General features: G+C 71.5%; 22 protein-coding genes and 1 tRNA gene. 15 read left to right on the top strand and 8 right to left on the bottom strand.

Annotated elements, in window-relative coordinates:
- The first annotated feature begins 23 nt into the window (after nucleotides 1-23).
- Genes ACWFNE_RS19745 through ACWFNE_RS19730 form a run of 4 tightly spaced genes read left to right on the top strand, consistent with a single transcriptional unit; the run spans nucleotide 24 to nucleotide 4445 of the window.
- Complete coding sequence (locus tag ACWFNE_RS19745; protein WP_452124124.1) at nucleotides 24-989, top strand: carbohydrate ABC transporter permease; 966 nt, start codon at nucleotides 24-26, stop codon at nucleotides 987-989.
- The gene (locus ACWFNE_RS19740; protein WP_452124123.1) at nucleotides 986-1879 is read left to right on the top strand and encodes a carbohydrate ABC transporter permease; all 894 of its coding nucleotides are present in this window, start codon (nucleotides 986-988) and stop codon (nucleotides 1877-1879) included. The genes ACWFNE_RS19745 and ACWFNE_RS19740 overlap by 4 nt, the downstream gene beginning before the upstream one ends.
- Complete coding sequence (locus tag ACWFNE_RS19735) at nucleotides 1876-3372, top strand: mannitol dehydrogenase family protein (protein WP_452124122.1); 1497 nt, start codon at nucleotides 1876-1878, stop codon at nucleotides 3370-3372. The genes ACWFNE_RS19740 and ACWFNE_RS19735 overlap by 4 nt, the downstream gene beginning before the upstream one ends.
- Nucleotides 3369-4445, top strand: coding sequence for a zinc-dependent alcohol dehydrogenase (locus ACWFNE_RS19730; RefSeq protein ID WP_452124121.1), 1077 nt, complete (start codon nucleotides 3369-3371; stop codon nucleotides 4443-4445). The genes ACWFNE_RS19735 and ACWFNE_RS19730 overlap by 4 nt, the downstream gene beginning before the upstream one ends.
- A gap of 26 nt (nucleotides 4446-4471) precedes the next feature.
- On the opposite strand, the gene ACWFNE_RS19725 is transcribed toward ACWFNE_RS19730, so the two are convergent.
- Nucleotides 4472-5368 (bottom strand): AraC family transcriptional regulator, encoded by an 897-nt coding sequence (locus tag ACWFNE_RS19725; RefSeq protein WP_452124120.1) that lies wholly within the window; start codon nucleotides 5366-5368, stop codon nucleotides 4472-4474.
- 167 nt (nucleotides 5369-5535) lie between these two features.
- Between ACWFNE_RS19725 and ACWFNE_RS19720 the strand changes: the two genes are divergently transcribed.
- Genes ACWFNE_RS19720 through ACWFNE_RS19705 form a run of 4 tightly spaced genes read left to right on the top strand, consistent with a single transcriptional unit; the run spans nucleotide 5536 to nucleotide 8940 of the window.
- Complete coding sequence (locus tag ACWFNE_RS19720; protein ID WP_452124119.1) at nucleotides 5536-6855, top strand: MFS transporter; 1320 nt, start codon at nucleotides 5536-5538, stop codon at nucleotides 6853-6855.
- A 3-nt stretch (nucleotides 6856-6858) separates the two neighbouring features.
- Complete coding sequence (locus tag ACWFNE_RS19715; RefSeq protein WP_452124118.1) at nucleotides 6859-7428, top strand: PfkB family carbohydrate kinase; 570 nt, start codon at nucleotides 6859-6861, stop codon at nucleotides 7426-7428.
- Nucleotides 7319-7873: a PfkB family carbohydrate kinase gene (locus ACWFNE_RS19710; RefSeq protein WP_452124117.1), complete on the top strand. Its 555-nt coding sequence runs from the start codon at nucleotides 7319-7321 to the stop codon at nucleotides 7871-7873. Before ACWFNE_RS19715 ends, ACWFNE_RS19710 begins: the two co-directional genes overlap by 110 nt.
- On the top strand, nucleotides 7870-8940 hold the full coding sequence (locus ACWFNE_RS19705; protein WP_452124116.1) for a zinc-dependent alcohol dehydrogenase: 1071 nt from the start codon (nucleotides 7870-7872) through the stop codon (nucleotides 8938-8940). The genes ACWFNE_RS19710 and ACWFNE_RS19705 overlap by 4 nt, the downstream gene beginning before the upstream one ends.
- Before the next feature lie 345 nt (nucleotides 8941-9285).
- On the opposite strand, the gene ACWFNE_RS19700 is transcribed toward ACWFNE_RS19705, so the two are convergent.
- Nucleotides 9286-9359, bottom strand: a tRNA-Leu gene (locus ACWFNE_RS19700).
- Nucleotides 9360-9470: 111 nt separating this feature from the next.
- On the opposite strand from ACWFNE_RS19700, the gene ACWFNE_RS19695 reads away from it, so the two are divergent.
- Complete coding sequence (locus tag ACWFNE_RS19695) at nucleotides 9471-10148, top strand: ANTAR domain-containing response regulator (RefSeq protein ID WP_452124142.1); 678 nt, start codon at nucleotides 9471-9473, stop codon at nucleotides 10146-10148.
- Nucleotides 10149-10346: 198 nt separating this feature from the next.
- A complete protein-coding gene (locus ACWFNE_RS19690; RefSeq protein WP_452124115.1) occupies nucleotides 10347-11606 on the top strand; it encodes an ABC transporter substrate-binding protein in 1260 nt (419 codons plus the stop codon).
- Nucleotides 11607-12113: 507 nt separating this feature from the next.
- Here ACWFNE_RS19690 and ACWFNE_RS19685 read toward each other — a convergent pair.
- The 4 genes from ACWFNE_RS19685 to ACWFNE_RS19670 are packed head-to-tail and all read right to left on the bottom strand — an operon-like array spanning nucleotide 12114 to nucleotide 16312.
- Nucleotides 12114-12968 (bottom strand): ABC transporter ATP-binding protein, encoded by an 855-nt coding sequence (locus ACWFNE_RS19685; RefSeq protein WP_452124114.1) that lies wholly within the window; start codon nucleotides 12966-12968, stop codon nucleotides 12114-12116.
- Nucleotides 12965-13915 carry an ABC transporter ATP-binding protein gene (locus tag ACWFNE_RS19680; protein WP_452124113.1) on the bottom strand — a complete coding sequence of 317 codons (951 nt, stop codon included), beginning with the start codon at nucleotides 13913-13915 and terminating at the stop codon, nucleotides 12965-12967. Before ACWFNE_RS19680 ends, ACWFNE_RS19685 begins: the two co-directional genes overlap by 4 nt.
- Complete coding sequence (locus ACWFNE_RS19675) at nucleotides 13905-14891, bottom strand: branched-chain amino acid ABC transporter permease (RefSeq protein ID WP_452124112.1); 987 nt, start codon at nucleotides 14889-14891, stop codon at nucleotides 13905-13907. Before ACWFNE_RS19675 ends, ACWFNE_RS19680 begins: the two co-directional genes overlap by 11 nt.
- 14 nt (nucleotides 14892-14905) lie before the next feature.
- Nucleotides 14906-16312 (bottom strand): branched-chain amino acid ABC transporter permease, encoded by a 1407-nt coding sequence (locus ACWFNE_RS19670; RefSeq protein WP_452124111.1) that lies wholly within the window; start codon nucleotides 16310-16312, stop codon nucleotides 14906-14908.
- A gap of 332 nt (nucleotides 16313-16644) precedes the next feature.
- On the opposite strand from ACWFNE_RS19670, the gene ACWFNE_RS19665 reads away from it, so the two are divergent.
- Nucleotides 16645-17361 carry an N-acetyltransferase family protein gene (locus ACWFNE_RS19665; protein ID WP_452124110.1) on the top strand — a complete coding sequence of 239 codons (717 nt, stop codon included), beginning with the start codon at nucleotides 16645-16647 and terminating at the stop codon, nucleotides 17359-17361.
- On the opposite strand, the gene ACWFNE_RS19660 is transcribed toward ACWFNE_RS19665, so the two are convergent.
- Complete coding sequence (locus ACWFNE_RS19660) at nucleotides 17274-17690, bottom strand: PaaI family thioesterase (protein ID WP_452124109.1); 417 nt, start codon at nucleotides 17688-17690, stop codon at nucleotides 17274-17276. The two genes, ACWFNE_RS19665 and ACWFNE_RS19660, sit on opposite strands and share 88 nt — an antisense overlap.
- Between ACWFNE_RS19660 and polA the strand changes: the two genes are divergently transcribed.
- From polA to ACWFNE_RS19645, 3 genes are all read left to right on the top strand, one after another.
- Nucleotides 17689-20445 (top strand): DNA polymerase I, encoded by a 2757-nt coding sequence (polA, locus tag ACWFNE_RS19655; RefSeq protein ID WP_452124108.1) that lies wholly within the window; start codon nucleotides 17689-17691, stop codon nucleotides 20443-20445. The two genes, ACWFNE_RS19660 and polA, sit on opposite strands and share 2 nt — an antisense overlap.
- A 181-nt stretch (nucleotides 20446-20626) precedes the next feature.
- Nucleotides 20627-20962: a DUF485 domain-containing protein gene (locus tag ACWFNE_RS19650; protein WP_452124107.1), complete on the top strand. Its 336-nt coding sequence runs from the start codon at nucleotides 20627-20629 to the stop codon at nucleotides 20960-20962.
- Entirely contained in the window at nucleotides 20959-22617 is a 1659-nt protein-coding gene (locus tag ACWFNE_RS19645) for a solute symporter family protein (protein ID WP_452124106.1), read from the top strand. The genes ACWFNE_RS19650 and ACWFNE_RS19645 overlap by 4 nt, the downstream gene beginning before the upstream one ends.
- 103 nt (nucleotides 22618-22720) lie before the next feature.
- Here the strand turns inward: ACWFNE_RS19645 and ACWFNE_RS19640 are convergent, their stop codons facing one another.
- Nucleotides 22721-23548 carry a class I SAM-dependent methyltransferase gene (locus ACWFNE_RS19640; protein ID WP_452124105.1) on the bottom strand — a complete coding sequence of 276 codons (828 nt, stop codon included), beginning with the start codon at nucleotides 23546-23548 and terminating at the stop codon, nucleotides 22721-22723.
- 176 nt (nucleotides 23549-23724) lie between these two features.
- Between ACWFNE_RS19640 and ACWFNE_RS19635 the strand changes: the two genes are divergently transcribed.
- Nucleotides 23725-25356 carry an ABC transporter substrate-binding protein gene (locus ACWFNE_RS19635; protein WP_452124141.1) on the top strand — a complete coding sequence of 544 codons (1632 nt, stop codon included), beginning with the start codon at nucleotides 23725-23727 and terminating at the stop codon, nucleotides 25354-25356.
- Nucleotides 25357-25363: the final 7 nt, after the last annotated feature.

Below are 25363 nucleotides of genomic sequence, written 5' to 3'. Positions count from 1 at the left end.
ACCAGATCGAACGAGGAGGCGGCATGAGCGTCGCAGTCGAACCCCGACGCCGTGGTTCCGAGCACCCGGGGCAACCGGCCCCGTCCGCGGCGCTGCGCCGCTCCGCCGACTGGGTGCGGCGTGCACCGCTCCTCCCGGCTCTCGTCTTCACGATCATCCTGACCCAGCTGCCGTTCGTCGCGACCCTGGTCATCTCGTTCATGGACTGGAACGCCTACTACCCCGACGAACGGGGTTTCGCCGGACTCGCCAACTTCCGTCGGGTGTTCACCGACGACAACATGCTCGCGTCCGTCATCACGACGATCGAGCTCACCGTCACCGTCGTGGTCGCGTCGCTCGTGCTGGGCATGGCGATCGCCCTGCTGCTCGACCGCAAGTTCCGGGGCCGCGGCATCGTCCGCACGATGATGATCGCCCCGTTCCTCGTGGTGCCCGTGGCCGCGGCGCTCGTGTTCAAGCACGCGATCTACAACCCGGAGTACGGGCTGCTCAACGGCTCCCTGACGTGGCTGTGGGGACTGTTCGGCGACAGCACCCCGCCGCAGCCGGACTGGGTCAGCACGTTCCCCCTGCTGTCGATCCAGCTCGCGCTGATCTGGCAGTGGACGCCGTTCATGATGCTGATCCTGCTCGCCGGGCTGCAGAGCCGGCCGCTGGACGTCATCGAGGCCGCCCGGATCGACGGCGCGTCCGCGTGGGAGGTCTTCCGCTACATGACGTTCCCGCACCTGCGCAGGTACCTCGAGCTCGCGGCGCTGCTCGGCTCGATCTACGTGGTGCAGAACTTCGACGCCGTCTTCACCATCACCTCCGGCGCCCTCGGCACGGCGAACCTCCCGTACACGATCTACGCGACGTTCTACAACGCCCAGGACTACGGCCTCGCCTCGGCTGCCGGTGTCGTCGTCGTCGTCGGCACGATCGCCATCGCCACCTTCGCCCTGCGCACCGTGTCCACCCTGTTCCGAGAGGAGGGCGGGCGATGAGCACCGTCAGCAGCATCGGCCCCGTCCCCGCGACACGCACGCCCGGCGGCAAGCCCCGGCCCGACCGGCGCGAGCGCGGCGGGCCGCTCCTGGGACTCGTGGCCTGGGCCGTCGGCTTCCTCTTCATCGTGCCCGTGCTGTGGATGGTGCTCACGTCCTTCCACGAGGAGGCCGACGCCGCGACCAACCCGCCGTCGATCACCGCACCCCTGAGCCTGCAGGGCTACCGCGAGTTCTTCGGGGCGTCATCGGGGGCCAGCCCCTGGCCCGCCCTGGCGAACTCCATGACGGCGAGCCTCGTGTCCACCGCCCTGGTGCTCGTGCTCGCGATCCCTGCGGCCTACGCGCTGTCGATCAAGCCGGTCCGCAAGTGGACCGACGTCATGTTCTTCTTCCTGTCGACGAAGATGCTGCCCGTCGTGGCGGGCCTGCTGCCGATCTACCTGTTCGCCCAGGTCACCGGGATCCTGGACAACATCTGGTGGCTCACCGTCCTGTACACGTCGATGAACCTGCCCATCGCGGTGTGGATGATGCGGTCCTTCCTCATCGAGGTGCCCGGCGAGATGCTCGAGGCCGCGGCGATGGACGGCGCCACCCTGACGCGCACGCTGCGGGAGGTCATCGTCCCGGTGATCGCTCCCGGTATCGCAGCCACCGCGCTCATCTGCTTCATCTTCAGCTGGAACGAGCTGCTGTTCGCACGCGTCCTGACGGCGACGGTGGCACAGACCGCGCCGGTCTTCCTCACCGGCTTCGTCACGAGCCAGGGCCTCTTCCTCGCGAAGGTCTGCGCCGCGTCGGTCGTCGTCTCGCTCCCCGTCCTCATCGCCGGATTCGCCGCCCAGGACAAGCTCGTCCAGGGCCTGTCCCTCGGAGCCGTGAAGTGAACGCCGTCCTGTCACCCGAGACCCTCGCCGACGTCCCTGCGGTCATCGCCCGGCCCACCTACGACCGCAGCCGGGTGACCGTGGGCATCGTCCACTTCGGGGTCGGCGGCTTCCACCGTGCACACCAGGCGATGTACCTCGACCGGCTCATGCACGACGGCGTGGGGCTCGACTGGGGCGTCTGCGGGGTCGGGGTCATGCCGCACGACCGGCGCATGGCCGACGTCATGGCCGCCCAGGGCGGGCTGTACACCCTCGTCGTCAAGCACCCCGACGGCCGGCTCGAAGCGCAGGTCATCGGGTCGATCGTCGACTACCTGTTCGCACCCGACGACCCCGAGGCAGTGATCGAGCGCATGGCTGACCCGGCCACGCGCATCGTCTCCCTGACGGTCACCGAGGGCGGCTACAACATCCATGCGGTGACCGGGGACTTCGACACCACCGACCCGGCGATCCGCGACGACCTCATTCCAGGTGCCACGCCCCGCACGACGTTCGGGCTCATCACGGAGGGGCTCGCACGGCGCCGCGACCGCGGGGTCGAGCCCTTCACGGTCGTCTCGTGCGACAACATCGAGGGAAACGGTCACGTGGCCCGTCGAGCACTGGTGGCCTTCGCCTCCCAACGGTCCACCGACCTGGGGGAGTGGGTCGACCGCGAGGTGCTCTTCCCCAGCTCCATGGTCGACCGGATCACACCCGTCACGACCGACGAGGACCGGCGGGAGGTCAGCGAGCTGCTCGGGCTGCAGGACGGGTGGCCCGTCGTGTGCGAGCCGTTCCACCAATGGGTCCTCGAGGACTCCTTCCGGGCCCGGCCCGCGCTCCAGGACGCCGGCGTCCAGCTCGTGCAGGACGTCGCCCCGTACGAGCTGATGAAGCTGCGGCTGCTGAACGCCAGCCACCAAGCCTTGGCCTACTTCGGCTACCTCAGCGGGTACCGGCTCGTGCACGAGGTCTGCCAGGACCCGCTCTTCGCCGACTTCCTGCTCGCCTACATGGACGAGGAAGCCACTCCGACCCTCGAGCCGGTGCCCGGCATCGACCTCGACGCGTACAAGAGGCAGCTGATCGACCGGTTCTCCAACGGCCAGGTCCGCGACACCGTCAGCCGACTGTGCGCCGAGACCTCGGACCGGATCCCGAAGTGGCTGCTGCCGGTCATCCGGCACAACCTGGCCCACGACGGCCCGGTCGAGCGGTCCGCGGCCGTCGTGGCCAGCTGGGCCCGGTACGCCGAAGCGGTCGACGAGGACGGCGAGCCGATCGAGGTCGTCGATCGCCTCGCCGAGCGCCTCACGCAGGCCGCGCAGCGCCGGGGGGAGGACCCGCTCGCGTTCGTCCGCGACCGCGAGATCTTCGGCGACCTCGCGGACGAGCCGCGCTTCACCACGCCTTACCTCTGGGCACTCGACCACCTCCACGAGGCGGGCGCACGGCGCACCTTGCTGAGCCTGGCTCACCAAGCGCCGGCGAAGGAGACATCATGACCGACCGCGACCGGGCCACCGGGCCCACGGCCGACCTCGCCGCAGGCACGATGCGCAGGGTCCTGGCCGAGCCCTCCGCAGGGGTGCGGCTGGAAGAGGCCCGCGTGCCCGATCCGGGACCGGGCGAGGTGCTCGTCCGCAGCGCGCTGATCGGCATCTGCGGGTCGGACACCCACGCCGTCGCCGGGCACCACCCGTTCCTCACCGCGCCCTACGTCCCCGGGCACGAGGCGACGGGAGTCGTCGCCGGCACCGGCGCCGGTGCGGGACGCTTCACTGTCGGGCAACGGGTCCTGCTCAAGCCCAACGTCGCGTGCAGTCGGTGCGTGAACTGCGTCGCGGGTCGGACCAACGCCTGCGAGACGCTCGCGTGGATCGGTTGCGACCCGAGTCGTGAGCTGTCCGGGGCGATGGCCGACTACTTCATCGCCCCCGAGGGCAACCTCTACGCCGTGCCCGACGCCCTGAGCGACGAGGCGGCCGCGCTGGTCGAATGCCTCGCCACCCCCGTCCACGCCGCACGCATCGCCGGGGACCTCACCGGTGCACGGGTCGTCGTCCTCGGTGCCGGAACGATCGGTGCGCTGTGCGTGGTCGCCGCGCTGCGTGCCGGGGCCGGGACCGTGGTCGTCACGGACATGGAGCAGTCCAAGCTCGATCGCGCGGGCCGGCTCGGTGCCGCCGGGGGCGTGCTCGCCAGCAGCCCGGACGCCGACGAGCAGGTCGTCACGGCCCTCGGCGCCCAGGCGGACGTCGTGTTCGACTGCGTCGCGAACGAGCGGTCCCTCGCTCAAGGGGTCGGGCTCCTGCGCCGAGCCGGCACGCTGCTGGTGGTCGGAGTTCCGCCTCGGCCAGCGCCGCTGAACCTGCCGATCATCCAGGACTGGGAGATCCGGGTGCAGGGCTGCGCTGCCTACACCGAGCAGGACATCGAGACGGCGATCGAGATCGCCCGCGCCGGCGCCCTGCCCGCCGAAGAGATCGTGTCCGCCACGTACCCGCTGGCCGATGTCGCGCTGGCCTTCGACCGCGCCGCCGCCGACAGCTCGGGGAAGGTGCTCGTCGCTCCCTGAGGGCAGCCGCGCACACCGAGGCCTCTCTAGGTCGCGGTCATCCGGGTGGTCTTGGCTGCGCGTCGGAAGGCTCGGGGGGTCGTGCCCGTCTCTGCCCGGAACTGACGGTTGAAGTTCGAGAGGTTGGTGTAGCCGACGGCGAAGCAGACCTCGGCGACGGGCATGTCCGTGTCCGTCAGCAGCCGGCAGGCCTTGACGACGCGGAGGCGGCGCACGAGCGAGGCGAACCCGCGGCCGGCGGCGTGCTGGAAGAACCGGGAGAACGTCGAGGGGTGCATCCCTACGATGTCCGCGGCTTCGGTCATCCGCACGGTGCCGGCGAGGTTGGTGGTGACGTAGCGCAGCACGGCGTCGACGCGGTCCTGCAGGGCCGGGTCGGCCCCGGGGACCAGGTGCGCGCTGGACATGACCCGACGTTCCTCCACCGGTGCCCGGGCCAGCATCGCCAGCAGCGCGAACAGGTGGCGCAGACGATCGAGCCCGCGCGTTCGCCCGACGTCGTCGAGATACGCAGCGGCCCACACGGCCGTCCTCCCGCTGAACTCCAGGCCGCGTCCCGCGTCCTGGAAGAGCTGCACCGCCTCAGCGGCCTCGGGCGCGACCGCGGCGAGCTGACTCATCCGCTCGGGGTGGATCTGCAGCACTACGTCACGCTTCTCGATCACCTCACCGGGTCTCAGGTCGCTGACCCAGTCGTGCGGCACGCCCGAGCCGACGAGCACCAGGTGGCCCGCGCGGAAGGTCGAGACGCTGTCGCCGACCAGCGCGAGGCCGGTCCCGGCGCGGATGAGGTGGATCTCTACCTCAGGATGGGTGTGCCAGCGCGCCAGCGGGTGCGGGTAGTCGTGCTCGTGCCAGCGCACGATGCTGTCGGCGTCGGCGAGCACGACCTCGCGCACGGGAGACGTCGCGCCCGGGCTCATCGCCACCTCCGCCCTCGGGCCCGCCTCCTTGCGTGCCCTGCAAGTAAGTATCAGTTGTCGGCTCTCTGTGGCGCTAGATCCCGGTTCGTGCGGAACTCACCATGGAAGTCCGCACATCGACGGAGGCGACGCACCGGCGCTCGCCCCTCCCACCACGAGGTGACGCCATGCTGCTCGGACTTCCCCGCAAGCTCGTGTTCGGATTCGTCGCCGTCGCGCTGTTCATGACCGGCGACGGCTTCGAGCTGACCTTCCTCGCCAAGTACCTCGTCGACCTCGGCTACACCCAGGTCGACGCAGCCCTCGTCTTCACCGTCTACGGGTTCGTCGCCGCGATCTCCGCGTGGAGCTCGGGCGTCATCGCCGAGATGTTCGGGGCCCGACGCGTCATGATCACCGGCGGCATCCTCTGGCTCGGCCTGCACGTCGCGTTCCTGACGTTCGGGATCGGCTCGGGGAGCCTGCCGCTGATCCTGACGATCTACGGCGCTCGGGCGCTGGCGTACCCGCTGTTCATCTACGCGTTCGTCGTGCTCATCGCCCAGTCGGTCGACAAGGGCAAGCTCGCCTCGGCCATGGGCTGGTACTGGGCCGCGTACTCGATGGGCATCGGCGTCCTGGGGACCTACCTGCCGAGCTGGCTCATCCCGCTCGTCGGAGAGCGTGCGACGCTGTGGCTCGCGCTGCCGTGGGTCGCCGCCGGGGTCGTGATGTGCATCGTGCTCGTCCCGCGTCAGGTCGGCGCGACCGCGCTCGTCGAGACCCTGGACCGGGGAGACCGCCTGCGTGAGCTCGCCCGCGGGGCGACGATCCTCGGCGAGAACCGCCAGATCCTCCTCGCGGCGATCGTGCGGGTCATCTGCAACCTCACCCTGTTCGGCTTTCCCGTGATCATGCCGCTGTACCTGTCCAGCGAGGACGGCGGCGGGCAGGCCTGGTTCGACGTGACGGAGTGGATGCGGATCTGGGGCGTGCTGTTCGCGGTCACGCTCGTGACGAACGTCGTGTGGGGCCGCATCGGCGACCGCTTCGGGTGGATGCGCCAGATGCGCTGGTACGGGTGCCTCGGGTGCGCCGCCATGACGCTCGCGTTCTTCTACGTGCCGCAGTGGTTCGGGCACAACGTGCCGCTCATGATGGTCGCCGCCGGGCTGCTCGGCGTCACGGTCTCCGCGTTCGTCCCGATGGGTGCGATCTTCCCGGCCCTGGCCCCCGAGCACCGCGGCGCGGCGATCTCCGCGCACAACCTCGCAGCCGGCGCTTCGACGTTCCTCGGCCCCGCGATCGCGTCCGTCCTGCTGCCCGTCGTCGGGCCGGGAGGCGTGTGCTGGGCATACGCCGGCCTGTACGTCGTCGGCGCCGTCCTCACGCTGTTCATCCACCCGCCGCAGCCCGGCGTGATCGAGCGCCGCGCCGTTGCTCGCCCGGTCGGTGCCACCGCCCCGGTCGCCGCCCCGGTCCCGGTTCCGGTCGGCGCGGTGAGCTGAGCCATGACGCTCCCCGCGCAGCGCACTGACGCCGCGACGATCCTCGCCATCGGCGAGGCCCTCATGGATGTGGTCGTCCGCCACGACGGGGCGACCACCAGCCATCCCGGCGGGAGCCCGGCCAACGTGGCCCTCGGCCTGGCGCGGCTCGGCTCGGACGTCGCCTTCGCAACCGAGCTCGGGGACGACGCCTACGGGGTCGCCCTCGCAGCACACCTGGCCGGTGCCGGAGTGCAGGTCCGCGACTACCGGCGTGCCGGCCAGTCATCCGTGGCCCGAGCGGTGCTCGATCCCCTCGGCGCGGCCACCTACACCTTCGACGTGCGGTGGACTCTCGAGGCGTTCGACGTCGGCGAGCTGGGGAGCTCCGCGACACCTTCACACCGGCTCGCTCGCGACGAGCGTGGCGCCCGGCGCGGCGGTCGTCGCCCAGGCGGTCCGCACACTGCGGCGCACGAGCACCGTGAGCTTCGACCCGAACATCCGCACCGATGTGTGCGGGTCGCGCGGCGACGCCCGGGAAGCGGTCGAGCGGTGCGTGGGACTCAGCGACGTCGTCAAGGCCAGCTCTGAGGACGTCGAGTGGCTCTATCCGGGGTCCACGCTCGACGACGTCGCGTCGCTGTGGCTCGGCCTGGGCCCCGCGCTGGTGGTCCTCACGCTGGGCGCGCAGGGCTGCCTCACCGCGACCCGTGACGGCGTCCGCAGACTCGCGGCCCGGCCCGCGCACGTGGTCGACACGGTCGGCGCCGGGGACTCGTTCATGGCAGGTCTGCTCGACGGCCTCGCGGCCGCTGACCTTCTCGGCGTCGATCGGCGAGCGGATCTCTACGCCGCACCGACAGAGCGCCTCCAGAGCGCCGTGACCTGGGCCAGCCGGGCGGCCGAGGTCACCGTCTCGCGAGCCGGCGCAGACCTTCCCGGCGCTGCCGAGCTGCGACGCATCTCTCACTCGATCAACCGCGCCGAGGCACCCGCCCAGCGCACGTCGAACACCTACGAGCGGAGCACGTCATGACCGTGACCCAGTCCAGCCCCACCGCCCTCTCCCTCCTCACGACCATGCGACGCGCGGTCGCCGAGCCCACCGTCGGGATCCGGTTCGAGTCCACCGCGGTGCCGACGCCCGGACCGGGTGAGGTGCTCGTGCACACCACGCTCGTCGGGATCTGCGGCTCCGACACCCACGCGCTGGCCGGGCACCACCCTTTCCTGACCGCGCCGTACGTACCGGGCCACGAAGCCACCGGCACCGTCGTGGCCACCGGTGAAGGCGTCCGGGACCTGGTCGCCGGGGAGCGCGTCCTGCTCAAGCCCAACGTCGCCTGCCAGACCTGCCCGAACTGCCTCGCCGGGCGCAGCAACGCGTGCGTGACACTGGCATGGATCGGGTGCGACCCTTCCCGGGAGCGGTCTGGGGCGATGGCGGACTACTTCGTGGCACCCGAACGCAACCTCTTCCGCGTCCCCGACGGGGTCGACGACGAGGCAGCCGTCCTCGTCGAGTGCCTCGCCACCCCGGTCCACGCCGCCCGGATCGCCGGCGACCTCACCGGCGCCCGCGTCGTCGTCCTCGGCGCCGGCACGATCGGTGCCCTGTGCGTGGTGGCAGCGCTGCGAGCGGGCGCGGCCGAGGTCGTCGTCACCGACATGGACCAGCCCAAGATCGACCGCGCCGTACGCATCGGCGCCGCGGGCGGTGCGCTCGCCTCCGCGCCCGACGTCGACGCGCAGGTGACCGACATCCTCGGTGGCCCTGCGGACGTCGTGTTCGACTGCGTGGCCAACGAACGCTCCCTCGCCCAGGGGGTCGGCCTCCTGCGCCGAGCCGGCACGCTGCTCATCGTGGGTGTGCCCCCACGCACCGGTGCCGTCAACCTGCCGGTCGTGCAGGACTGGGAGCTGCGGATCCAAGGCTGCGCGGCCTACACGGAGGACGATGTGCGCACCGCCATCGGCATCGCCGCCTCTGGGGGTCTGCCCGTTCGGGAGATCATCTCCCTGACCTACCCGCTCGACGCACTCGCCACCGCCTTCAGCCACGCCGCCGCGGACAGCTCGGGCAAGGTCCTCATCCATCCCTGAGCCTCGGTCTTCGTGCGACGGCGACCCATGCGGCGCCCGGCCCGATCGGGTGGCTGGACCGGACGCCGCGGGTGCGGCCGCAGCATCGTCCGAAGCACGCCACATCACCCGTACGCGCTGTCCGAGCTGAGGGGGTGACCCGCCCCAGGGGGAGGCCACGGGGGCGGGTCCGGTCGGAGGTGCTCCGCCTGGTGCTCCGGAAGAGGCGCCGTCGCCGCGGAGCTCTCCGCCGATGGAGCGGTAGCCACCGCTGCAGTGGGCCGCGATCCTCGCACCCGTGGGGCGGAAGTGGGCCGCCGTGGGGGCCCGAAGGTCGTCCACCGGGCCTGACCTGCACCAGCACAGTGCCCCGAGTGGGATTCGAACCCACACTGGATCGGGTTTGAGCCGAACGCCTCTGCCGATTGGGCTATCGGGGCCGCGCAGCAGGGTACCGCGACCCGCCCGGGCCGACGTGCGCCTGTCGTGCCCGAACCCGCGGTTCCGGCACTAGGCTGTGCGCCGTGAGCACCAAGGACGCGAAGCCGAGCATGCCTTCCACCGACGAGTCGGCCACCGCTCTCGACCTGACCGCCACGGGGGAGCCGGCGCCGGCCCCCGAGCCGCAGGACGAGGCGCCGGCGCGCCCGGCACGCCGCGCGGTCGTCGCGGAGGACGAGGCGCTGATCCGCATGGACGTCGTCGAGACGCTGCGCGAGGCGGGCTTCGACGTCGTGGGCGAGGCGGGCGACGGCGAGCGCGCGGTCGAGCTCGCGACGGAGCTCAAGCCGGACGTCGTCGTGATGGACGTCAAGATGCCCGTGCTCGACGGCATCTCCGCCGCGGAGCGGATCGGCAAGGCGCACCTCGCGCCGGTCGTGCTGCTCACCGCGTTCTCCCAGACCGAGCTCGTCGAGCGGGCGCGCGACGCCGGTGCGATGGCCTACGTCGTCAAGCCGTTCTCGCCCGCGGACCTGCTCCCGGCCGTCGAGATCGCCATCTCGCGGTACGCGCAGATCACGGCGCTCGAGTCCGAGGTCGCGGACCTCGCCGAGCGGTTCGAGACCCGCAAGCGCGTGGACCGGGCGAAGGGCCTGCTCATGACGAAGATGGGCCTCACGGAGCCCGAGTCGTTCCGCTGGATCCAGAAGACGTCGATGGACCGCCGCCTCACGATGCGCGAGGTCGCCGACGCGGTCATCGAGCAGGTCGGCGGCGGCAGCGACTGAGCCGAGCAGGTGAAGGGCCCGGACCGGTCGACCCGGTTCCGGGCCCTTCCCATGTGTGCGCTCTTGGTTACAACTCGGCAACAAGATGAGCCGAGGCGGTGCAAGTCACATCGTGGACACAAAGGATGGGTACCTTTCCCGCACAGTTCGACCCTCGGCACTCGTGCCGAGAGGACCGTGACCGAAGGGGTACCTCGTATGACTCGATCGACCGGGCTCCGCGCCTTTGCTGTTGCCGGCGCGCTCGCCCTTGCTCTGACCGCTTGCTCGTCCGACTCGGGAACCTCGGAGGAGCCGTCGGAGACGAGCGCCGCCGGGAGCACCGACGCGCTCGTGATCGGCAGCCTGCTCCCGCAGACCGGTTCGCTCGCGTTCCTCGGCCCGCCCGAGATCGCCGGCGTGAACCTCGCCGTCGAGGAGATCAACGAGGCCGGCGGCGTCCTGGGCAACGACGTGACCGTCGAGCACGCGGACTCCTCCGACGCCGACCACGCCGAGGTCGCCACGCAGTCCGTGACGGACCTCCTCGGCAAGGGCGTGCAGGTCATCATCGGCGCCGCGTCGTCGTCGGTCACCCGCAACGTGGTGGACGACATCACGAACGCGGAGGTCGTGCAGATCTCCCCGGCCAACACCGCCACGGACCTGTCGGGCCGCGACCCGTTCTACTTCCGCACGGCGCCGTCGGACCTGCTCCAGGGTGCGGCGCTCGGCAACCTCATCCTCGGCGACGGCTACACCAACGTCGCGGCCCTCGTCTTCAACGAGGACTACGGCACGTCGCTGCGCGACGTCCTCAAGTCGACGGTCGAGGACGCGGGCGGCACGCTCACCTACGGCAACCCCGGTGAGGAGTTCGACCCGACCGAGCAGAACTACGCGACGATCGTGAGCAACGCTCTCGCCACGAACCCGGACGCCCTCGCGGTGATCGCGTTCGAGCAGACCAAGCTCATCGTCCCCGAGCTCAAGGCGCAGGGCTTCGACACCTCGAAGCTGTACTTCGTCGACGGCAACCTGTCGGACTACTCGGCTGACCTCGAGCCGGGCACGCTGACCGGTGCGCAGGGCACGCTCCCCGGCGCGTTCCCCGACGAGGAGTTCCAGGGCCGCCTCAAGGAGATCGACCCCGAGCTCAAGGACTTCTCGTACGCGGCGGAGTCCTACGACGCGACGATCCTGTCGGCCCTCGCAGCGGTCAAGGGCGGCGGCACGGACGGCAAGACCATCCAGGCCAACCTCGCGGCGGTCTCCGGCGCGAACGGCGGCACCGAGGTCTCCACGTTCGCCGACGGCGTCAAGGCGCTCGAGGCGGGCGACGAGATCACGTACAAGGCGGTCTCCGGTGCGGGCCCGTTCAACGACGACAACGACCCGTCGTCGGCGTTCATCGGGATCTACAAGTACGGCGAGGACAACAAGTACACGTGGATCAAGGCGGAGTTCGGCGAGCTCTGACCTGACCCCCCGGTGACGTCCGCGAGGGCGTCACCGGGAGCTCCGCACAGCACGACGACGGCCCGGTGGGGGACACCCCCGCCGGGCCGTCGTCGCGCCTGCGGCGTCCCGCTCGCAGCGCTGCCGACGGCGCCCGGGATCCGCCGGCCCAGCGGCGCGTGCTCGTGCTGGGGGTCACTGCGGCAGCCCGGCGGCGCGTGCTCGTGCTGGGGGTCACTGTGGCAGCCCGGCGGGGCGTGCTCGTCCTGGCGGTCACCACGGCAGCCCCGGCGAGACGCGCCCGTACCCGGCGTCACGACGGAGGCCCCTGGCGGACGTGCCCGTCGAGCCCCGTGCCACGGCCGTCCAACGGAGCGTGCCGTCCCGGGTGCCACTGCACCACCCCGGCGAGCCGCGGGACCGGCGCCACCCGGCAGGTCCGACGTCGAGGCCCGTGCACAGCCACCCGGGCAGCACGAAGGGCCGGGGTCGTCGACCCCGGCCCTTCGTCGTGCCCCGCGCCCGGCGTCAGAGCACCGGGTCACCGCCGAGCGGCTTGGCCACCGGAACGGCCGGGCCGTCCGCGGTGTGACCGGCGGCGCTCTCGACGTCCGTCGCGAGCGTCCCGAGGTACAGCTCGATGACCTTGGGGTCGTTCATGAGCTGGCGACCCGGGCCCGAGTAGGCGTTGCGGCCCTGGTCGAGCACGTACGCGCGGTCGCAGATCTGCAGCGCGCGGCGGGCGTTCTGCTCGACGATCACGACCGAGACGCCGGCCTTGTTGATGCGCCGCGTGCGCAGGAACGTCTCGTCCTGCCGCACGGGGGACAGGCCCGCGGACGGCTCGTCGAGCAGCAGCACCGACGGGTTCATCATGAGCGCGCGTGCCATCGCGACCATCTGGCGCTCACCACCGGACAGCGACCCGGCGCTCTGCTTGCGCCGCTCCCCGAGCGTCGGGAAGAGGTCGACGATGAAGTCGAACCGCTCGTTGAACGTCTTGGGCGCTTGGAAGACGCCCATCTGCAGGTTCTCCTCGATGGACAGCGAGGGGAACACGTTGTTGTTCTGCGGCACGAACCCGACGCCGCGGCGCACCAGGGAGTCGGCGCGGTGGTTGGTGATGTCCTCGCCCTGGAGCGTCACGCTGCCGGAGCGGATCGTGACGAGACCGAAGAGGGCCTTGAGCAGCGTGGACTTCCCGGCGCCGTTGGGGCCGATGATGCCGACGAGCTCCCCGGGGTGGCACACGAGGTTGCACCCGTTGAGGATGTCGACGCCCGGCAGGTACCCGGCGATGAGGTCGGTGGCGGCCAGCAGCGGCTCGCCCGCGGGCGCCCCGCGGTGCAGGTCGTCGCTCGTCGCGCTCGGCTGGGCGGTCATCGCTGCTCCTTCTCGACGAGGGCCTCGGCCTCGAGCTGCTCGGCGACGTCGTCGGTCAGCAGGCTGTCGTCGCCGAGGTCGGTGTCGTGGTGGGCTCCCAGGTACGCGTCGACGACGGCCTGGTTGTGCATGACGGTCTCGGGCGGGCCCTCGGCGACGATGCGTCCCTCCGCCATGACGACGACCCAGTCGGAGATGTGCCGGACCATGTGCATGTCGTGCTCCACGAAGAGGACGGTCGTGCCCTCGTCGCGCAGCGTCTCGATGTGGCCGAGCAGCGACTGCGTGAGCGCCGGGTTGACCCCGGCCATCGGCTCGTCGAGCATGACCATCGTCGGCTTCGTCATGAGCGCCCGCGCCATCTCGAGGAGCTTGCGCTGACCACCGGACAGGGAGCCCGCGAAGTCGTCCTTCTTCTCGAGCAGCTTGAAGCGCGCGAGCAGCTCCTCCGCCTGCGCGGTGATCTCGGCCTCGCGGCTGCGCCACAGCGGGGGGACGAGCGCGGTGAGGAGGTTCTCCCCGGGCTGGTCCGTCGCGCCGAGCCGCATGTTCTCGATCACGGTCATGCGCGACAGGGCCTTGGTCAGCTGGAAGGTGCGCACCATCCCGGCCCGCGCGACCTTCCCGGCGGGGACCCGCCCGAGCGAGCGGCCCTCGAAGCTCCACGTGCCGGTGTTCGGCCGGTCGAAGCCCGTGAGCAGGTTGAACAGGGTCGTCTTGCCGGCGCCGTTCGGCCCGATGAGCGCCGTGATGGCGCCGCGCTGGACCTCGAGGTGGTCGACGTCGACGGCGGTCATGCCGCCGAACGTCCGGGTCACGTGCTCGGCGACCAGGATCGCGTCGGGCTTCGGCGCGCCCGGGGCTTGCGGGACGTCGACGAGGTCGCGCGCGACCTGGGCCTTGCGGCTCGTGGCGGGCGCCGTGGGGACGGGGGTCTCAGCGGACATCGATCGCCAGCTCCTTCCGGTCTCCGAGGATGCCTTGTGGTCGGAAGATCACGAGCAGCATGAGCGTGAGCCCGACGAGGACCCACCCGAGCATCTCGATCTGCTCCGAGCGCATGACGGTCGTGGGGACGACGTCACGCAGCACCGTCTTGATGAGCATGAGGGTGGTCCAGAGCAGGATCGACCCGAGGACCGGGCCGAACACCGTCGCGGCGCCGCCCAGGAGGAGGATCGTCCAGATGTAGAACGTCATCGGTCGGCCCATGGAGTCCGGTTGGACCGCTCGTGGGAGGGCGTAGACGATGCCGGCGACCGCACCGAACGTCCCGCCGAGGATGAGCGCCTGCATCTTGTACGAGTAGACGTTCTTGCCGAGCGAGCGCACGGCGTCCTCGTCCTCGCGGATGCCCTTGAGCACGCGGCCCCACGGGCTGCGCATCCACAGCCAGATCGTCAGGCACGCGAGCGCCACGAGCGCCCACCCGACGATGCGGATCCACCAGCTGTTGGACAGGTTGTTCGAGTACTCCCAGGGCCCGATGCCGAAGTTCCCGTCGGGCAGCGGCGAGAGGTCCTGGAACGGGCCCTTGAAGCCGTCGCCCGCGAGGCCGGCGTTGCCGCCGGTGAGCCACGTGAGCGAGGTCGACCGCCCGACGATGCGGACGATCTCGGCCGCCGCGATCGTCACGATCGAGAGGTAGTCGCCGCGGAGCTTGAGGGTGGGGATGCCGAGGATGAGCGCGAACACCACGGCGCACGCGATCGCGACGAGCAGCGCCGCCCACACCGGCCAGCCCGCCATCGAGGCGATCGCGAAGCCGTACGCGCCGATGAGCATGAAGCCGGCCTGGCCGAAGTTGAGCAGCCCGGTCATGCCGAAGTGCACGTTGAGGCCGATGGCGGCGAGCGCGTAGGCGGCCGTGGTGGGGGCGATGATCTCGCCCGCCACGTTCGTGAGGATTCTGGTCCAGTCCATGGGGGAGGCCTCCGTCAGCCGATGCGCTCAGCCCGGCCCAGGATCCCCTGGGGCCGGACGAGAAGGACGAGGATGAGGATCACGAGCGCCCCGGCGTACCGCATGTCCGACGGGATCACGAGCGTCGAGAGCTCGACGACCAGGCCGATGACGATGGAGCCGACGAGGGCGCCGAACGCCGTGCCGAGCCCGCCGAGCGTCACGGCCGCGAACATCAGCAGCAGGATCGCGCCGCCCATGTTCCACGCGGTCGCGTTGAAGTAGAGCCCGAGGAGCACGCCACCGAGGGCGGCGAGGCCGGTGCTGAGCGTCCAGACGATGCGCACGATGCGCTCGACCGAGATGCCCGACGCGGCCGCGAGCGCAGGGTTGTCCGAGACGGCGCGCGTCGCGCGCCCGGTCCGGGTCCCGAGCAGGAAGTACCCGACGGCCCCGATCGCCACGATCGCGATGAGCGCCGAGTAGATCGACTGCTGGTTGAGCAGGACCGGGCCGATCCGCACGGGGATCGGGTTCTCCCGGACGATGCGCAGCGGTCCGCCGCCGACGAAGTACTGGAACGCGTACTGCAGGACCATCGACAGGCCGATCGTGACGATCATCTGCTGCGTCGAGCCGAGCCTGCGCTTGCGGAGCTTGTGCCAGATCCCGGCGTCCTGCGCCCAGCCGGACGCGGCACCGACCACGACGGCGAAGATCCCGGCGACCACGAGCGGCTGGCCGAGGACCTGCACGCCGAAGTACGCGAGCAGCGCGCCGAGCGTGACCTGCTCCCCGTGCGCGAAGTTGCTCAGGCCCGTCGTGCCGTAGATGAGCGAGAGGCCGACCGACGCGAGCGCGAGGAGCAGCCCGAAGACGAGTCCGCTGACCGTCTGCTGGAGCACGCGCTGCGCGGTGATGCCGCTCGACGCGCCGCTCGAGGGGGCGTTCGTGCCCGGTGCCGCGCTGGCGCCCGGCTCGGGTGTCGCGCCGGCGCCGCCGCCGGCCGCGGGGGCGCCGAGCGGGAACAGCGCGCCGGCCGACGAGCCCAGGCGCACGGCGACGGTGCGCGGGTTGGCGGCCGGGTCCCGCAGGGTCTCGCCCGCGGGGAGCGTCTCCTCGTCGAGGGTGACGACGTAGTCGCCCGCGGTGGTCACGGCAGCGGACCAGCGGCCGTCGGCCGCGGTCTCCGCCTCGACGGTCCCGCCGGGGCCGTCGACGGTGAGCTGCACGCCCACCGCCGGTTCGCCCGCCGCGGTGCGGATCGTGCCGCCCACGCACGCGGTCGACGCGTCGGTGACGCACTGCGCCGCGGTGGCGGCGGTGGCCGCGCCCGACGACGTGAGCACTGCTGTGGTGGTCAGGAGCAGGGTGAGCGCCGCGAGCGCGAGGTCGCGGCGCGCGCGGTGCAGGGAACGGCCCGTGGTCGCGACTCGGCGCACCTGGGACCTCCATCCGTGGTGTTCAGGCATCAGGGTGGGGCGTGCTTCTCTCCCGGCGACGTTGCCGGGGTGGCGCGGTCCTCCAAGTGGGCAGGACCTTAGGTGGGGTTTGTGTCCGCCATGTGACACGACGCGCGGTGGTGCGAGCGCCATTCGACCATCTTTCCCCATCCGGTGTGACCTTTCGGACGTTCGCGCAGACGTCATCCGGTCGAGCGTCCAACCGGGCCTAGGCAGACGCGGCGGGCTTTGCCATGATCGAGGGGCATCGTCGCCTGGTCGCCGGAACCCCCACCCGCGACCCCGCCAGCACCGTGAGGAGGCCGACGCCCGTGCGCCCTGGTGTCCAGGTCCGCCCCGCCGAGCCGGGCGACCTCCCCGAGATCGTGGACCTGTGCCTCGTGGCGCGTGCGGAGTCGGCCGTCGGCGCGCAGCTGTGCAGCAACGACCGCGAGCGCCTGCGCCAGCAGATCGGCACGCTGCTCGCGACCCCGGGCGGGCAGGTCCTGGTGGGCACGCTCGACGGCCGCACGAGCGGCCTGCTGCTCGGGCGCCTCGTCGGTCCGAGCCCGTTCACCGACGAGGCGAGCCTGACGCTCGAGGCGCTCTACGTGGCACCCGACGCGCGCCGCCGGGGTCTGGGCCACGCGCTGCTGTCCGGAGCGCTCGAGCTCGCGGCGGACGCCGGCGCGAGCGAGGTGTACGCGGCGCCGCTGCCGGGTGCGCGGGGCATGCTGCGGTTCTTCGCCCGCCTGGGCTTCGCGCCCGCGGCGGCGTACCGGGTGGTGAGCACGAGCTCGTTGCAGCGTCGGCTCGCGGGGGACGCCGCGGGCGCCCCGGTCGTCCGCCGGGGGGCTGCGCGCGGTCTCGAGGACCTCATCGCGCGGCGCCGGCAGGTCCGCGCCGCCGCACGGTCCGAGACGGCCGAGGTGCGGTTCGTGCCCCCGGTGGCCGGCGCCGATCAGCCGCGGCGGTCCGCGATGAGCATGCAGGTCAGCCGCGCGGTGCAGACGCGCCGCGACTCCGGGTCCTCGACGACGACCTCGTAGGTCGCGAGGGTCGACCCGAGGTGCACCGCGGTCGCGGTGCCCGTCACGAGCCCGCTGCGTGCCGAGCGGTGGTGCGTCGCGCTGAGCTCGATCCCGACCGCGATCCGGCCCTCGCCCGCGTGCGCGTTCGCCGCGACCGACCCGAGCGTCTCGGCGAGCACCGCGGACGCCCCGCCGTGCAGGAGCCCCTGCGGCTGGGTGTTGCCGTCGACGGGCATCGTGCCGACGACGCGGTCCGGACCGACCTCCTGGATCACGATGCCCATGCGCTCGATGAGGGTCCCGGGGTAGGCCGAGGGGTGCTGCGGCTCGCGGCCGGCGTCAGTCATGCCCGATAGGTTGGCACCCGTGACCGACGCATCGCCAGCCGGCGCCCCCGCCGCGACCGCCCTCCCGTTCGTCCCCGCGCCCGGCGCCCCGCGCCTGCTGCTCATCGACGGGCACTCCATGGCGTTCCGCGCCTTCTTCGCCCTGCCGGCGGAGAACTTCTCGACCACGAGCGGCCAGACCACGAACGCGGTCTACGGCTTCACGTCGATGCTCGCGAAGATCCTCGCGGACGAGGCCCCGACGCACCTGGCCGTCGCGTTCGACGTGGGCCGCACGACGTTCCGCACCGAGCAGTACCCGGCGTACAAGGGCACGCGTGACGAGACGCCGCAGCCGTTCCAGGGCCAGGTGCCGCTGATCAAGGAGATCCTCGCGACGATGCGGGTCCCCGTGATCGAGAAGGAGAACTACGAGGCCGACGACGTGCTGGCGACGCTCGCGACGCAGGCCCGGGCGGCCGGCATCGAGGTCCTGCTCTGCTCGGGGGACCGCGACTCGTTCCAGCTCGTCAACGACGCGGTGACGGTGCTCTACCCGATCCGCGGTGTGTCCGAGCTCACGCGCATGACGCCCGAGGCGGTCCTGGCGAAGTACGGCGTCGGGCCCGAGCGGTACTCCGACCTGGCGGCGCTCGTGGGGGAGACCAGCGACAACCTCCCGGGCGTGCCCGGCGTCGGCCCCAAGACAGCCGCGAAGTGGATCACGGCGTACGGCGGGCTCGAGGGGATCATCGCCTCGGTCGACCAGATCGGCGGGAAGGCCGGGGAGAGCCTGCGCGCGCACCTCGACCAGGTGATCGTGAACCGCCGGCTCAACCACCTGCTCACGGACCTGGAGCTCCCGCTGCAGCCCGAGGACCTCGGGGTGCAGCCGTGGGACCGCGAGGCGATGCACCGGGTGTTCGACTCGCTGCAGTTCACGGCGCTGCGCGAGCGCCTGTTCGCGTCGCTGCCCGAGGCCGCGCCGGCGGTCGAGCCCGGCGACGCGGTGCCCCTCGACCGGCTCGAGCCCGGCGGCCTGGCCGCGTGGCTCGCGGAGCGCGCCGGCCGGACGCTCGGGCTCGACGTGCGGGGGAGCGCCCGGCCGTCGGGCGGGGACGCCTGGGGTGTCGCGATCGCCGACGCCGGCTCGTCGGCCGTCGCGCTCGACCTCGCGTCGCTGGACCCGGCGGACGAGGCGACGCTCGCGGCGTGGCTCGCGGAGCCGAACGCGGCGAAGGCGGTGCACGCCGCGAAGAACGCGTGGCACGCGCTCGTCGGACGCGGCCTCGACCTCGCGGGCGTCGTGTTCGACACGGAGCTCGCCGCGTACCTGTGCCACCCCGACCAGCGTGCCTACGACCTCCCGTCGCTCGTCGTGCGCTACCTGCACCGCGAGCTGTCGGCCGCCGGGTCGCCGGACTCCGGGACGCAGGGCGCGTTCGACCTCGAGCTCGACGGCTCCGACGAGAACCAGCGGTCCGCGGGGCAGGCGGCGGCGGTCGTCGAGCTCGCCGAGGTCCTGCACGGCGAGCTGGGCGACCGGGGTGCGGCCGCGCTGCTCGCCGAGCTCGAGCTCCCCCTCGAGGACGTGCTCGTGCGCATGGAGCGCCGCGGCATCGCCGCCGACACCGGCTACCTGTCCGGTCTCGAGGCGGAGTTCGACGCCGCGGTCAAGGACGCGGCGGCCGAGGCGTACGCGGTCATCGACCGCGAGGTGAACCTGGGCTCCCCGAAGCAGCTCCAGGAGGTGCTCTTCGACCAGCTCCAGATGCCGAAGACGAAGAAGAACAAGACCGGCTACACCACGGACGCCGCGGCGCTGCAGGACCTGTTCGAGCGCACGCAGCACCCGTTCCTCGAGCACCTGCTCGCGCACCGTGACGCGATCCGCCTGCGCCAGACCGTCGAGGGCCTGCTCCGCTCGGTCGCCGACGACGGGCGCATCCACACGACGTTCCAGCAGACCATCGCGGCGACCGGCCGCCTGTCCTCGACGGACCCGAACCTGCAGAACATCCCGATCCGCACCGAGGCCGGGCGCCAGATCCGGCGGGCGTTCGTCGTGGGGCCGGGCTACGACACGCTGCTCACGGCGGACTACTCGCAGATCGAGATGCGCATCATGGCGCACCTGTCGGGCGACGAGGGGCTCATCGAGGCGTTCCGGTCGGGCGAGGACCTGCACTCCTACGTGGGCTCGCGGGTGTTCTCGGTGCCCACCGACGAGGTGACGGCCGCGATGCGCTCGAAGATCAAGGCGATGAGCTACGGGCTCGCGTACGGGCTCTCGTCGTTCGGGCTGTCGAAGCAGCTCAACATCGAGGTCGGCGAGGCCGCGACGCTCATGGAGGACTACTTCTCGCGGTTCGGCGGCGTGCGCGAGTACCTGACGGGCGTCGTCGACGTGGCCCGCGCGACGGGGTACACCGCGACGATCATGGGCCGGCGGCGCTACCTGCCGGACCTCACGAGCGACAACCGCCAGCGCCGCGAGATGGCCGAGCGCATGGCGCTCAACGCCCCGATCCAGGGCAGCGCGGCGGACCTCATCAAGGTCGCGATGCTCGGGGTCGAGCGTGAGCTCACGGCGCGCGGCCTCGGGTCGCGGCTGCTCCTGCAGGTGCACGACGAGCTCGTGCTCGAGGTGGCGCCGGGCGAGCGCGAGGAGGTCGAGTCCCTCGTGCGCGCGCAGATGGGCTCGGCGGCCGAGCTGTCGGTGCCGCTCGACGTCTCGGTCGGGGTCGGGACGAGCTGGCACGAGGCGGGTCACTGACACCCGCGCACGCCCGCTGACCGCGCGGCGCGCCGCCTCCCCGGCCGGGGCGGCGGCGCGCCGTCGGCCTGGTGGGAGGCGTCGACAACGGTATCCAGATCTCTGGCAATCCGGTGTGAACTAGGCCACAGTGGTCGCCGGGTGGCGACGAGGCCACCTCCCGAACCCCCTCGGAGGACGTATGGCCGACGTGGTAGAGCATTCCGAGACCGACTACGAACGCGTGCAGAACTCCCAGGAGTTCCAGCAGCTGCGCCAGCGCTTCCGGAACTTCGTGTTCCCGATGACGGCGTTCTTCCTCGCCTGGTACCTGCTGTACGTGCTGCTGGCCGCGTACGCCCACGACTTCATGAGCATCCGGGTCACGGGCAACATCACGGTCGGCCTGCTCTTCGGCCTCGGCCAGTTCGTCTCGACCTTCGCGATCACGATGATCTACGCGAGCTGGGCCAACAAGCGGCAGGACGCCGTCGCCGAGCGGCTGCGCCGCCACATCGAGGACGGGGAGATCGCATGAGCGCGGTCCTGGGCTCCGCGGTGCTCGCCGCCGAGTCGGAGCAGATCGGTGACCCGGTCCTCAACATCGCGATCTTCGGGGCGTTCGTCGCCGTGACGCTCGTGATCGTGTTCCGGGCGTCGAAGAACAACAGCACGGCCGCCGACTACTACGCCGCGGGACGGTCGTTCACCGGCCCGCAGAACGGCACCGCGATCGCGGGCGACTACCTCTCGGCCGCGAGCTTCCTCGGCATCTGCGGGGCGATCGCGATCAACGGGTACGACGGGTTCCTGTACTCGATCGGGTTCCTGGTCGCGTGGCTCGTCGCGCTGCTGCTCGTCGCCGAGCTGCTGCGCAACACCGGCCGATTCACGATGGCGGACGTCCTGTCGTTCCGGCTGCGGCAGCGCCCGGTGCGGATGGCGGCGGCGCTCGCGACCCTCGCGGTCGTGTTCTTCTACCTGCTCGCGCAGATGGCGGGTGCGGGCGGTCTCGTCGCGCTCCTGCTGGGCATCGAGGGCACCGCGGGCCAGGGGCTCGTGATCGCCGTGGTCGGCGCGCTCATGATCCTGTACGTCCTGGTCGGTGGCATGAAGGGCACCACCTGGGTGCAGATCATCAAGGCGATCCTGCTCATCGCGGGCGCCGGGATCATGACGATCTGGGTCCTCGCGAAGTTCGGCTTCGACCTGTCGGCGCTGCTCCAGGGTGCGGTCGACACGGCGGGCGAGGGCGGCGAGGCGCTCATCGAGCCGGGCAAGCAGTACGGCGCGACGGGCATGAGCAAGCTCAACTTCCTGTCGCTCGCGCTCGCGCTCGTGCTGGGCACGGCGGGCCTGCCGCACGTCCTCATGCGCTTCTACACGGTCCCGACCGCCAAGGAGGCGCGGCGCTCGGTCGTCTGGGCGATCTGGCTCATCGGCATCTTCTACCTGTTCACCCTCGTGCTCGGGTACGGCGCGGGCGCCCTCGTCGGACCCGAGGCCATCAAGGCGGCCCCGGGCGGCGTGAACTCCGCGGCGCCGATGCTCGCCTTCGAGCTCGGCGGGGTCGTGCTGCTCGGCGTCATCTCCGCGGTCGCGTTCGCGACGATCCTCGCGGTCGTCGCCGGCCTGACCATCACGGCGGCGGCGTCGTTCGCGCACGACATCTACGCGTCCGTCATCAAGCACGGCGAGGTGAACCCGGACGGCGAGGTCAAGGTCGCCCGGATCACCGTCGTGGTGATCGGCATCCTCGCGATCGTCGGCGGCATCTTCGCCAACGGGCAGAACGTCGCGTTCCTCGTCGCGCTCGCGTTCGCGGTCGCGGCCAGCGCGAACCTGCCGACGATCATCTACTCGCTGTTCTGGAAGCGGTTCAACACCACCGGGGCGCTGTGGAGCATGTACGGGGGTCTGATCTCCTGCGTGGTGCTCATCGCGTTCTCGCCGGTCGTGTCCGGCAAGGTGGACCCCGTGACGGGGGCGAGCCTGTCGATGATCCGCGACACGTCGATCGACTTCCACTGGTTCCCGCTCGACAACCCGGGGATCGTCTCGATCCCGCTCGGGTTCCTGCTCGGGATCCTCGGCACGCTGCTGAGCAAGGAGCGGCCGGACCGCGAGAAGTTCGCCGAGATGGAGGTCCGCTCGCTCACCGGGGCGGGCGCCGAGAAGGCGACGGTGCACTAGGCGCGCACCGGGCCGGCGCCGAGCCGTCGGTCCTGCGCAGCACGTTCCGAGGTCGCGGTACGGGGACGTCCCCGTACCGCGATCTCGGTGTGCCGGCGGTGGGTCAGCGGCCGGTCCGCCGGTGCGTGACGAAGATCGCCGTCCCGGGCAGCACCCGGCCGCGCACCGGGCCCCAGCCGCCCCACGTGCGGTCGTGACCCTCCGGCCACTCCGGTTCCACGAGCCGCTCGACGGTGAAGCCCGCGGCCACGAGGTCGGCGACGTGGTCGCCGAGCGTGCGGTGGTACTCGGCGTACAGCACCGACCCCGACTCGCCGGTCTCGACGTACGGCCGTCGGTCGAAGTAGGAGCGCGACGCGGTCAGCCCGCGCTCGGAGGGGTCGTCGGGGAACGCCCAGCGCACGGGGTGGGTGACCGAGAGGACCCAGCGCCCTCCGGGCCGCAGCACGCGGGCCACCTCCTGGTGCACGCGCACCGCGTCCGGCACGAACGGGATGGCCCCGAACGCCGTGAACGCGACGTCGAAGCTCGCGTCGGCGAACGGGAGCGCGCGCGCGTCGGCCTGCACGAGCGGCGTCGCCGGGTGCCCGGGCCGGTCGTACGCCGCCCCCGCGGCGAGCATGCCGTGCGCGACGTCGGTCGCGACGACGTCGACCCCGCGGGCCGCGAGCCACCGGGAGCACTGCGCGGCGCCGGCCCCGATCTCGAGCACGCGCGCTCCCGTCAGGTCGCCCAGCAGGCCGGCGTCGGCCTCGCGGAGGCCTTCCGGGCACCAGCGGAAGTCGGCGGTGCCGAGGAACTCCCCGTGCTCCGCGAGGTAGTCGGTGGCGTTCGCGTCCCACCACGTCCGCCCGGCCCGACCTCCGGCCTCGTCGGGGACGTCGCGGTACCCGGCGTCGGCCAGCGGGTCGGGGGGCTGTGTGGAGTTCATGCTCGGCTGATGTACTTTCTGTGGGTCCAAGTTGGATACCGATGCGTAACATCCGCGTGACCACCTGCACCTACGGTCGGGGCCTTCCCGCCCAGGCGCACGTGTGCCCTGGCGGACCGTCGACGAGAGGTGATCGTGTGAGGACCTTCCTGAGGTTCGCAGCGTCAGGCGTGGCCATGGGCCTCGTCCTGACCGGATGTGCGGCGAGTGACCGTGACGGCGGCGGTACCGCCGAGGAGACGTCGGACGGCGCGCGGGACACCTTCATCTTCGCAGCGTCGGCCGACCCCGCGTCGCTCGACCCGGCCTTCGCCAACGACGGTGAGTCGTTCCGCGTCGGGCGCCAGATCTTCGAGGGCCTCGTGGGCACCGAGCCGGGCACGGCCGACCCGGCCCCGCTGCTCGCCGAGTCGTGGGAGACGAGCGAGGACGGCCTCGAGTACACCTTCCAGCTCAAGGAGGGCGTGAAGTTCCACGACGGCACCGACTTCGACGGTGAGGCCGTCTGCTTCAACTTCGAGCGGTGGAACAACTTCACGGGCGTCCTGCAGTCCGAGAGCCTGTCGTACTACTGGCAGAAGGTGAACGGCGGGTTCGCGACGAGCGACACCGCGAGCCTCAACGGCACCGGCAAGTACGAGAGCTGCGAGGCGCCCGACGCGACCACCGCGGTCATCCACCTCAAGAGCCCGCTGCCCGAGCTCGTCTCGGCGCTGTCGCTGCCGTCGTTCTCGATGCAGTCGCCCGCGGCGCTCGAGAAGTACGACGCCGACGGCGTGACCGGTGAGGGCGACGCGCCCGTGCTGCCCGAGTACGCGACCGCGCACCCGACCGGCACCGGCCCGTACGTCTTCGACTCCTGGAGCCCGGGCGAGCAGGTCGTCCTCACCTCGAACGAGGACTACTGGGGCGAGCAGGGCCAGGTCAAGCGCATCGTCTTCAGCGTGATCTCCGACGCGACCGCGCGCCGGCAGGCGCTGCAGGCGGGCGACATCGACGGCTACGACCTCGTCGGCCCCGCCGACGTGGATGCGCTGAAGGAGGCCGGCTTCCAGATCGTCAACCGCGACCCCTTCAACATCCTGTACCTGGCGATGAACCAGGCGAACCCCGACCTTGCCGACCTCAAGGTCCGCCAGGCGATCGCCTACGCCATCAACAAGGAGTCGCTCGTCGCCCAGACGCTGCCCGAGGGCACCGAGGTCGCCACGAACTTCGTGCCGCCGAGCGTCTCGGGCTGGAACCCGGACGTCGCGACGTACGAGTACGACCCGGCGAAGGCCAAGGCGCTGCTCGCCGAGGCCGGCAAGTCGAACCTCACCATCGACTTCAACTACCCGACGAACGTGTCGCGGCCGTACATGCCCACGCCGGAGCAGGTCTTCACCGCGATCAGCGCGGACCTCGCGGCCGTCGGCATCACGGTCAACCCGGTCCCGGAGCCCTGGAGCCCCGACTACCTCGACCGCATGCAGGGGACGCCGGACCACGGCATCCACCTGCTCGGCTGGACCGGCGACTACAACGACACCTACAACTTCGTCGGCGTCTTCTTCGGCGCGAAGTCGAACGAGTGGGGCTTCGACAACCCGGAGCTCTTCCAGGCGCTCGCCGACGCGCGGTACCAGCCGAGCGCCGACGAGCAGAAGGCCGCCTACGAGGAGGTCAACGCGCAGATCATGGACCTGCTCCCGGGCGTCCCGCTCGCGCACCCGGTCCCGTCGCTGGCGTTCAAGCCCGAGATCCAGGGGTACCCGGCCTCGCCGGTCCAGGACGAGGTCTACAACGTCATCACGATCGAGGACTGAGGGCGTG

The organism is Cellulomonas sp. NPDC055163, assembly GCF_053607065.1.
This window is presented reverse-complemented; position numbering and strand designations above follow the sequence as displayed.